This window comes from Streptomyces sp. NRRL B-24572 (genome assembly GCF_002156145.1).
In the GTDB taxonomy this organism is placed as follows: Bacteria; Actinomycetota; Actinomycetes; order Streptomycetales; family Streptomycetaceae; genus Streptomyces; species Streptomyces vietnamensis.
The window spans coordinates 22786-30140 of record NZ_MWIG01000574.1 but is presented as its reverse complement, the minus strand read 5'-3'; the positions used below and the strand labels follow the sequence as shown (position 1 = coordinate 30140).

The following is a 7355-nucleotide window of genomic DNA, read 5'->3' as shown; positions in this document are numbered from 1 at the left end:
CCTCCCGGTGCTCCGGCAGACCGGACTGGTGCGCGATCGCCGCCGCGAGGGCGGTGAGCGCGAAGGACGCGGCGGCGGTACGCGGGGGAGAGTGCCGCCACGTGTCCAGAAGGAGCCCGAACGCCTCCCGCTGGAACGAGAGCAGGGCCAGTGCGCCGGCCATGGCGCAGGCGGCGACGCACCGCAGGTCCGGGTCGCGGTCGACCCGGGAGAACTCCGTGTACAGGTCGCGGACCCACTCGGGATCGCCGAGATCACTCGCCGCCGCCATGGCCGCGGCGAGGCGGCGGGCCCGGTCCTCGTCGCTCCCGCTGAGCCGCGCCGCCTGCTCCAGTGCCTTCGCCGCGGCGAAGCGGTCCCCCACGTGCAGGGCGTGGACGGCGGTCACCCGCTCCAGGGCGGAGGCCACCGCCTCGTCGGGGCCGATCGAGGCCGCGGCCAGATGCCAGGCCCGGTACGCCGGACTCTGGCCCTCCGCCGCCGCCAGGTCCCGATGGGCGCGCTGCCGCAGCTTCGCGGGCTGCCGGTGGAACGCCGCCGCACGCGTCAGCGGATGACCGAACGCGAGACGACCGTCGGCGATGTTGATCAGACCGGCTTCCTCCGCCGGGGTCCACACGGTGAGGTCGTCGGTTCCCAGGGCGGCCATCACCACGGGGAGTTCCTCCTCCCGCAGTGCGGCAGCGGCATGGAGCAGCGCGCGCCGGGTGTCCTGGGGGAGGGCGTCCAGACGCGGGGCGAGCGCCCCCGGGGCCGGCGCCGGCCCGGCGCCGACGCGCGTCGCCCGGTTCAGCTCGACGACCGCCAGCGGGTTGCCCTCCGCCTTCCGGAGCAGTTCGAGCCGGAGCCGCCCCCGAGGCGCGTCCGGCTGCGCGTCCAGGAGCCGGGCCGCCGCCGCGGGGGACAACGGGCCGAGCCTCAGGGCGGGAAGATCGGCCGGGAATCCGGTCGGGGGAGCCTCGCCGCGCGCGGTGAACAGCATGGTCACCGCCTGGTTCGTGAGCTGCCGCCGTACGGAGAACAGGACCTCCAAGGAGGCGTCGTCGCAGTCCTCGGCGTCGTCCACCGCCACCAGCACCGGGTTCGTCCGCGCGAGTCGGGTCAACACCGCGAGCGTGACGGCACCGAGCGCGCGCCGCTCCTGCGGCCCGGCTCCCGCACCCGGCTCGAAGGCGGTACGGAACCCGGGCCACCGGTCCTCCGGGAACAGGTCCGGCACGTCCAGGACCGGCAGCAGCAGCCGGTGCAGCGAGCTGAACGGTGCCGGCTCGTCCCCGCCCCGGCCCCGCGCCGCGAGGACCGGGGCCCCGCGCGCCGAGGCCGTCTCCTCGGCGAACCGCAGCAGCCGCGACCTGCCGGTGCCGGTCTCCCCGAGCACGAGCAGAGCCCGCGGTCCGGAACGTACGTCGAGGCAGCGCCGGATCAGGTCGATCTCCTCGTCACGGCCGATCGGCACCGCCGCGCGTCCCGCTTCGAACTCCGTCATCGCACTCCGACTCCCCGAGCGGGGCGACTGGTTCACGCCCCTGCCGGGATGCTGTCAGGAGGGGGAGCGGGCCGCTTCTGTCATGTGACCAGTCATGCCGGAGGAGGGCCTGGCAGGATGGTGTCAACGCTGTGAGCAGGGAGTTCGCGGCCGACCTCGCTCCACTGGGCGGTCCGGGGCGGCCGTGAGGCGGACGAGGGAGAGCATGGACGTCGGCGCCGTCGAGGCACGAACGCGGGGTATCCGGGGCAGGGCACGCGAGTTGGAGTGGATCGGCAGACTGGTCGAGAGCGCGGACGGTCCCGGCCCGAAGGTGCTCGTGCTGACCGGTGAGCCGGGCGCCGGCAAGAGCACCCTGCTCGACCACGCCGTCGACGTGGCCGCGGTGCGCGGCAGGCGGGTGCTCCGGGTACGCGGTTGCGAGGGCGAGCAGGGCCTCGACTTCGCGGGAGTCCACCAGCTGCTGAGCCCCGTGTTCCGTGACGTCGACCGGCTGCCGGCACGTCAGCGCGACGCCCTGCGGCACGCGTTCGGCATGGACGACGGCGACGGCGGGCAGGTCCCCGAGCCGCTCGTGATCAGGTCCGGCGTGCTCACCCTGCTCTCGGAGGCGGCGACGGAACGGCCCCTGCTCATCGTCGTCGACGACGCCCAGTGGCTGGACGTCGGCTCCCTGGACGTGCTGGCGTTCGTCGCGAGGCGTCTGGAGGGCGAACGGATGGCCCTGCTGCTCGCGGCACGGGAGGAGTCGGTGCCGGCGCGCTTCGACCGGGACTTCCCCCATCTGGCGACCGGCCCCCTCGACGGGGCGGAGGCGGGTCTCCTCCTCGACGAGCAGCCGAATCCGCCGCGGGGCAAGGCCCGCGCCCAGATCATCGAACAGGCCGCCGGGAACCCGCTCGCCCTCATCGAACTCGCGCGGGCGTTCGCCAAGGGGCCGGGCCTCCAGCGGCCCGGCGCGATCGAAGCCCTCCCGCTCACCACCCGCCTCGAGCGTCTGTTCGCGGCCGACCTGCCCGGCCTTCCGCAGGAGACCCGCCATGCGCTGCTCCTGGCGGCGGCCGCCGGCACGGACCGGCTCTCCGACGTCCTGCACGCCGTCCCGGGCCTGGACGATCCCGAGGTCTGGCGGCCGGCCGAGGAGGCCGGGCTCGTGCGGGTCGAGAACGGCGAGGTCCGGCTGCGTCACCCGCTGATCCGTTTCGCGGTCCACCAGGCCGCCTCCTTCGCCGACCGCCGTGAGGCCCATCTGGCGCTCGCCGCCGCGTTCGCCCACGAACCCGACCGCCGCGCCTGGCATCTGGCCGCGGCGGCCTTCGGCCCGGACGAGGAGGTCGCCGACGCCCTGGCGCAGAGCGCCGAACGCTCCCGGCGCCGCGGCGGATACGCGGCTGCGGCCACCGCCCTCGAACGCTCGGCCGAGCTCACCCCGGACGCGGAGCGCCGCGCCGGACGTCTGCTCGCCGCCGCCGTCTCCGCCATGTACGCCGGGTACCCCCAGTGGGTGGGCGAGATCGCGGCCCGCGTGGGCACCCTGACACAGGATCCCAAGCTGCTCGCCGAGGCGTCCCTGTGCGGAGGCTGGTCGCTGGCCGTCACGCTCCGCCACCAGGACGCCCTCGGATTCCTGCTGCCCGTGGCCGAAACCATGGCCACCGCCGCGCCCGCTCTGGCGCTGGACGCGCTGGGAACGGCGGCGACCCCGGCCTACAACTCCGGTGACCCCTTCCACCGCGCCGAACTCCGGCGCATCGGTGATCTGATCCCCCCGCAGCCGGACCGGATCGACCGACTGTGGGTGGAGGCGGTCGCCGACCCCTTCACGGACCGGGAGGCGGCGCTGCGGCGCCTGCGTGACGTGGCGGGCCCCTCGTGGGAAGGCCCGCTCGGGGATCCCACCACGCTCGGCGAACTCATCGTGCTCGGCGCCACCGCGTGGATCCTGGACGAGACCGACCTGTCCATACGGTTCCTCGGCCGGGCCATGGACCACTTCCGCCCGACCGCCACGGCCGGCACCAACTGCACGGTCACCCAGGCCCTCGCCCTCGCCCTCTTCGACAGCGGAGCATGGACGGCCGCCGGATCCGCGGCCGAGGAGGCGTTCTCCCTGGCCGCGGAAGCGGGGGCGGAGAACGTCGCCGTGGGCGCCCCGATCCTCCAGGCCACGCTGCGCGCCCTGCGCGGCGACCACACCGGCGCGCGGGAGCGGGCCGCCGAGGCCGTCCGCGGCATCGAGCTGAGCAAGTCCCGCAGCCTGTACGTCCGCCACTGCCAGGCCCTCGGCATGGCGGCGCTCGCCGAGGGAGACCACGGGGCGGCGTACGAGCACCTCCGCCGCGTCTTCACCCAGGACTCCACCCCCGCCCCCGTGCACCACCACGCCTCCCTCCACCACCTCGCCGATCTGGCCGCGGCCGCCGTGCGCGTCGGCCAGGCGGACGACGCCCGCGCCGTGCTCCGAGCGGTCGAGGACGTCCTGGGCACACCCCGCTCCAGCCGCCTGGACGCGATCGTGCACCGTGCCACGGCCCTCCTGAGCCCACCGGACGACGCCGAGCCGCACTTCCTCTCGGCCCTCGCCGACCCCGCGGGCGCCCGCTGGCCCTTCGAACGCGCGCTCGCCCAGCTGGACTTCGCCGAATGGCTGCGACGCCGCCGCCGTGCGGCGGAGGCGCGCCCGCTGCTCGCCGCCGCCCTGGAGGTCTTCGAACGGCTCGACGCCCGCCCGTGGACCGAGCGTGCCACCGCCGAACTCCGCGCGGCGGGCGTCACCGTGACGGACGCCACCGCCCCGGAGGCCGTGGCCGGCCTGACGCCGCAGGAGCTGCAGATCGCCCAACTGGCGGCCGAGGGGCTGACGAACCGCGACATCGGTGCCCGGCTCTACCTGTCCCCCCGCACCATCGGCTTCCACCTGCACAAGATCTTCCCGAAGCTCGGCATCACGGGGCGTGCTCAGCTGCGGGACGTACTGGGCCGGTGAAACGCACGAGGTGAGCACGGGCCCGGCAGGCCCACGAAGCCGCGTTGCCGTCGACCGGTGGTCCGGCATCCGGGCGCGAAGGCGGTGACCCCCGCCGTCGGGTCCGGGGCCGGCGGAGGAGGGGGCTCCGCGTCCGGTTGGCGTGGGTTCGCGCCAACTCCCCCGTTTCGCGGTCGAGTTGATCCGGTCTGACTTATGTTCTTGGGGTCCGCAGCGGTTCACGGTTCGCCCAGGAGGTCCGATTGCAGTCCAGACGCATCCGCGCCCTTGCCGGAGCATTCCGGCGCTCCCCCCTGCTCATCGCCTTCGCCCTCGGCTCGCTGCTCGTCGGGCTCACTCCCTGGCTCGGAGTGGCGAGCACGGGGGCTGCGGGTGTCGGTCCGACGCCTCCGCCGGCGCCGCACCACGGCGTGGCACCGGCGAACGCCATGGAGCCGATGGCCCCCGTGCTCGATCGGACCGGATGGACCGCCACGGCGAGCGACGAGGAGACCGTCGGCGAGAACGGCCGCGCGGCCAATGTCCTCGACGGCAGCACGGCCACCATCTGGCACAGCAAGTGGACGGGCACCCCCGCCCCGCTGCCGCACAGCATCACCGTCGACATGCACCGCACGGCGGTGGTCTCGGCGCTCGTCTACAAGCCCCGCGCCACCGGGGTCAACGGACGCGTCGGCGAGTACCGCATCCACGTGAGCACCGACGGCCGGAACTGGGGCGGTCCGGTCGCCACCGGCACCCTCGCGGACGACACCGCCGCCAAGACCCTCGGATTCGCCCCGCAGGGCGCGCGGTTCGTCCGGCTCACCGCCGTCACCGAGGCCGGCAACCGCGGCCCGTGGACCTCTGCCTCGGAGATCGACCTCCTCGGCGACCCCGGAACCCCGGCGGCCACCGTCGACCTGCCCCGGACCGGATGGACGGCCACGGCGAGCGACGAGGAGACCGTCAAGGAGAACGGCCGCGCGGCCAACGTCCTCGACGGCGACGCCGCCACCATCTGGCACAGCAGGTGGTCGGGGACCCCGGCCCCGCTGCCGCACAGCATCACCGTCGACACGCACCGCACGACGGCCGTCTCCGCCCTGGTCTACCAGCCCCGCAAGGACGGCCCCAACGGCCGCGCGGGCGCGTACACCGTCACCACCAGCACCGACGGCACCACCTTCGGCGCACCGGTCTCCTCGGGCACCTGGCGCGACGACGACACCGTCAAGACCGCCACCTTCACCCGCGTGAGCAACGCCCGTTTCATACGCCTGACCGTGACCGGCGAGGCCGGCAACCGCGGGCCCTGGACCTCCGCCGCCGAGATACGCCTGAGCGGACCGGCCAACCCGGCGGCCCACGGCTCCTGGAGCCGCATCACCGGCTTCCCCCTGGTGCCGGTGGCCACCGCCGTCCTGCCGGGCGACAAACTCCTGGCCTGGTCGGCGTACGCGATCGACCGCTTCGGCGGCAGCAACGGATACACCCAGACCGCGATCCTGGACCTGAAGACGGGCAGGGTCACCCAGCGCCGCATCGACAACACCGGCCACGACATGTTCTGCCCGGGCATAGCGATGCTCGCCGACGGCCGGGTCCTGGTCACCGGCGGCAGCAACGCGGAGAAGGCGAGCATCTACGACCCGGCCACCGACGCCTGGTCCGCGACCAGCGACATGAACATCGCCCGCGGCTACCAGGCCATGACCCTGCTCTCCACCGGCGAGGCCTTCGTCCTCGGCGGATCCTGGAGCGGAGCCGCGGGCGACAAGTCCGGCGAGGTCTGGTCCCCGGACACCGGCACCTGGCGCAAGCTCCCCGGCGTCCCCGCCGTCCCGGCGATGACGGCCGACCCGCGCGGCGCCTACCGCGCCGACAACCACATGTGGCTGTACGCCACCTCGGGCGGCAAGGTGCTCCAGCTGGGCCCGAGCAAGCAGATGAACTGGATCACCACCGGCGGGAACGGGAGCATCACCTCCGCCGGCACCCGGGCCGACAGCCAGGACGCCATGACCGGCAACGCCGTCGCGTACGACATCGGCAAACTGCTCACCCTGGGAGGCTCGCCCGCGTACGAGAACACGCCCGCCACCCGGCGCGCGTACACCGTGAGCATCGACGGCGGTCAGGCCAAGGCCGCGCGCACGGGCGACATGGGCCACGCCCGCGCCTTCGGCAACAGCGTCGTCCTGCCCGACGGCAAGGTCGCCGTGTTCGGCGGGCAGGCGTACCCCGTGCCGTTCAGCGACGCCACGTCCGTGCTGACCCCCGAGCTGTGGGACCCGGCGACCGGACGCTTCACCCCGCTCGCCAGCATGGCCATCCCGCGCAACTACCACAGCGTGGCGAACCTGCTGCCCGACGGGCGGATCTTCTCCGGCGGCGGCGGCCTGTGCGGGGACTGCGCCACCAACCACGCCGACGGGGCCGTGTTCACCCCGCCGTACCTCCTCGACGAGGACGGCTCGCCCAAGCCGCGTCCCGTGATCACCGGCGGCGTACCGCCCAGGGCCGCCGCCGGCACCTCGCTCACCGTCACCACCGGGGGGCCGGTGGCCTCCTTCGTCCTGATGCGGGCCGCGGCCGCGACCCACTCCACGGACAACGACCAGCGGCGGGTCCCGCTGGCCTCCACGGCCACGGGGACCGGCACGTACGCGGTGTCCCTCCCGGCCGACAAGGGTGTGGTCCTGCCGGGCACCTACATGCTCTTCGCCCTCGACGCCCACGGGGTGCCGAGCGTCGCCCGGTTCATCACCGTCTCCTGACGGCACGACACCTCGACCGTCTCCGCGGCGGTACGGGCTCGCCCGTACCGCCGCGTCACCGTCCACGGCCGGAGGCGGCACCATGCCGCCAGGAAGGACGCCGCCCCCCGGCTCGCGCCGGTTC

The 7355-nt window shown here is 74.5% G+C and carries 3 protein-coding genes; 2 read left to right on the top strand and 1 reads right to left on the bottom strand.

All coding sequences use genetic code 11. The features are described from left to right. Nucleotides 1-1486: ATP-binding protein (locus CCN56_RS30420; RefSeq protein WP_143664668.1), on the bottom strand; the 1486-nt coding region annotated here is incomplete at its 3' end. Between the two features lie 205 nt (nt 1487-1691). On the opposite strand from CCN56_RS30420, the gene CCN56_RS30415 reads away from it, so the two are divergent. Together CCN56_RS30415 and CCN56_RS30410 are read left to right on the top strand one after the other, a co-directional pair. Beyond that, entirely contained in the window at nt 1692-4472 is a 2781-nt protein-coding gene (locus tag CCN56_RS30415) for an AAA family ATPase (RefSeq protein WP_179200035.1), read from the top strand. Nucleotides 4473-4714: 242 nt separating this feature from the next. Further along, a complete protein-coding gene (locus CCN56_RS30410) occupies nt 4715-7231 on the top strand; it encodes a discoidin domain-containing protein (protein ID WP_256962250.1) in 2517 nt (838 codons plus the stop codon). The last annotated feature ends 124 nt before the right edge of the window (nt 7232-7355 follow it).